A 2,772-nucleotide genomic window follows, 5' to 3' on the forward strand; every position below is an offset into this window, starting at 1 on the left:
GCCGGCACCGCTGAGGGCCGGCCGCCGCACCTTGGCCCGACCGGGCCGCCCCGATCCACCGGGCCGCCCCTCCGGCCGGGCTTCCCCGACCGGGTCGGGCGACCCACCCGGGTCAGGAAACCCGCAGCACGACCTTGCCGCGCCGGTGCTCGTGTTCCAGCGCCGCGTAGGCCGCGGCGGCCTCGGCCAGCGGTACGACCCGGTCGACCCGCGGGACGAGCCGGCCCTCGCCGACCAGCCGGGCCAGCTCGTCGAGCCCGGCCCGGTCGGGCTCGACCACGAAGAACACCCCGCGGGTGCCGTCGGGTCCGGTCTCGGCCGGCGGGGCCACGATGCTCACCAGGACCCCGCCGGGGCGCAGCACCTGCCAGGACCGCTGCTGGGTGTCCCCGCCGACGGCGTCGAAGACCAGGTCCATCCCGCTCACCACGTCCTCGAAGCGCTCGGCGGTGTAGTCCACGACCCGCTCGGCGCCCAGCTCGCGGACGAAGTCGGCGTCCCGGGCGGCGGCCGTCGCCGTCACCGAGGCGCCGAGGGCGGCCGCCACCTGGACGGCGAAGGAGCCGACGCCGCCCGCCCCGCCGTGCACCAGGACCCGGTCCCCGCTGCGCAGTCCGCCGTGCCGGACGAGGCCCTGCCAGGCGGTGAGTCCGGCGAGCGGCAGGGCCGCCGCCGCGTCCTGGCCGAGGGACGGCGGCTCGGCCGCGAGCACGTCGGCGGGGACGGCGGTGTACTCGGCCGCCGCACCGTCCCGCAGGAACGGGATCAGCCCGTACACCGCGTCGCCGACCGTCCAGTCGGTCACGCCCGGACCGAGCCGGGCGACCACCCCGGCGACCTCCTTGGACGGGACGATCGGCACCCGCGGCCGGCCGGTGCCGTCCATCCGGTCGGTCCAGGTCGCGTCCCAGCCGAGTTCGCCGGTGGTGATCGAGGCGGACCTCACCCGGACGAGGACCTCCCCGGCGGCCGGCTCCGGCCGCGGCACCACCTCGTGGACGAGGATCTCCGCGCCGCCGCGCCGATGGCCGCGTACCGCGTGCATGGTGTCCATCGCTCCCTCCCTGTCCGGTACGCCCCGCGCGCCGCGGCCGGGGCGGCCGCGCCTCGACGGGCGCTCGCGTTGCCGGGCGGCGCCCGGGACGGCCCCGCCCGCTTCCGTCCGGGCGGGGCGTTCGCGGCGGCCGCCCCACCCCATGAGCGCCTGCCGGTGGCGCTGCCGCAACCCGGGCCGGTGCGGCCCGGGGTGCGGTGCCGGGTCAGAGCAGGAACGGCAGGTTGACCACCAGCGCGATGTAGGCGATCACGGCGACGACCAGGAGCACCGTGAAGAGGACGTAGTGGACCTGGCGCCAGGGCACCCGTGTGCCCGGGATCCGGGCGCGCAGCTGCGCCCAGGTCAGCGGGCCGTGGTCGCGGACGGGGACGCCGAGGTGCTGCCAGAGCTGCCGCAGCCCGTCCTGCTGCCAGTGCCGGACGTCGATCAGTACGGGCCTGGACTGCTCCGCGGTGATGACGACCCGGTCCTTGTGCGGCCCGTCGACCGGGAGCCGCACCGCGTGCACGCCGGTGATCGAGGCGAGCGGCGCCGCGAGCACCGGCCGGCCCCAGATGTTGCGGACGGTGAGCACCCCCTCATCGAGCAGGATCCGGGCGTTCGCCGAGCGCAGGCCCAGCAGGGCGGCAACCCAGAGCAGCGGGAAGGCGACCGCGAGCACGCCCACGAGCAGGCCGAGCGGGCCGGATCCCTCCGAGGTGCCGCGTCCTCTCGCCATCATGAGGCCGATGCGGATCGCGCCGAAGAGGATCAATGGTGAGGCCTTGATCAGCAGCCCCTTCACCGCGCTGGTGTCGGGTCGGACCGATATCCATGGCTGATCGTCAACATCCGTTGTCATGCCGCCGATTGTGGCACCGACCTCGGACGCTCCCCGGCCGAACGGCGGGAATCCGCCGCCGGGTGGGAACGCCCGGTCCGGCGGGCTCCGGCATCCGTGTGGCGCGGCTGCGGCGGGGTAGACGCCGCCCGGCCGGGAGACCGGGATCAGTGATCCGCGGGAGGGCGGGACGATGGTGGCGAGACGTGGTGGAGCGGCGAGCGGGACGGGTGCCGCAGTGGCGGGGGCGGTGCGGCCGAACGACGCGGTGACGAAGCCCCTGCGGGCAGAGCCCGCGAAGGCAAAGGCGAAGACGAAAGCGAGGGCGGGCGGGGGGTCCGCGGAGCGGCTGCCGTTCCTGCACCGCTCGGGCCCGGTGCCGGCCCTCGTCCGGCTGCTGGTGCTGCTGGTCGCCCTCACGGCGACCGTGCTGTTCGCGGTGGCGCTGGCCCGCGTCACCCTGGCGCCCGAGCCCGGCTCGCGCGGCCTGGTCCACGCCAACTTCCAACCCGGATGGTCACTGCGGCTCTATCTGGACCGGCCGGCGGTGCGCGACGCGGTGCAGCAGATCGGCGGCAATCTGCTGCTCGGGGCGCCGTTCGGGGTGCTGCTGCCGCTGCTGTCCCGCAGGGCCGGAGGCCTGCTGCGGGTCACCCTGCTCACCGCGCTGACGATGACGCTGGTGGAGTGCGCGCAGGCCACGCTCGTCACGGGCCGCGCCTTCGACATCGACGACGTGCTGCTCAACACGGCCGGCGCCGTACTGCTGTACCTGATCGCCGGCCGGCGGATCCACCGGGCCCTGCACCGCAAGCCGCGGCCCGCCGACCGGGCGACAGACTGACCGGCTGACCGGTCTCATATACACAAATCCGAGCCCACGAGACGAGCGGTC

At 75.7% G+C, this 2,772-nt stretch carries 3 protein-coding genes; 1 reads left to right on the forward strand and 2 read right to left on the reverse strand.

Annotated features, from left to right (window positions below; genetic code table 11):
* Positions 1 to 112 precede the first annotated feature (112 nt).
* Both ACFV0G_RS37955 and ACFV0G_RS37960 read right to left on the reverse strand, forming a co-directional pair.
* The gene (locus tag ACFV0G_RS37955; protein ID WP_380557978.1) at positions 113 to 1,054 is read right to left on the reverse strand and encodes an NADP-dependent oxidoreductase; all 942 of its coding nucleotides are present in this window, start codon (positions 1,052 to 1,054) and stop codon (positions 113 to 115) included.
* Between the two features lie 205 nt (positions 1,055 to 1,259).
* Positions 1,260 to 1,898, reverse strand: coding sequence for a hypothetical protein (locus ACFV0G_RS37960; protein WP_380557981.1), 639 nt, complete (start codon positions 1,896 to 1,898; stop codon positions 1,260 to 1,262).
* Positions 1,899 to 2,145: 247 nt separating this feature from the next.
* Here ACFV0G_RS37960 and ACFV0G_RS37965 point away from each other — a divergent pair, with 247 nt between their 5' ends.
* Positions 2,146 to 2,721, forward strand: coding sequence for a VanZ family protein (locus tag ACFV0G_RS37965; protein ID WP_380557984.1), 576 nt, complete (start codon positions 2,146 to 2,148; stop codon positions 2,719 to 2,721).
* Positions 2,722 to 2,772 lie beyond the last annotated feature (51 nt).

This window comes from Kitasatospora sp. NPDC059571, assembly GCF_042735675.1.
Lineage (GTDB): Bacteria > Actinomycetota > Actinomycetes > Streptomycetales > Streptomycetaceae > Kitasatospora.

Coding starts and splice junctions, on each gene's coding strand:
- ACFV0G_RS37955 (WP_380557978.1), bottom strand. CDS start 1,054: ATGGACACCATGCACGCGGTACGCGGCCATCGGCGCGGCGGCGCGGAG.
- ACFV0G_RS37960 (WP_380557981.1), bottom strand. CDS start 1,898: ATGACAACGGATGTTGACGATCAGCCATGGATATCGGTCCGACCCGAC.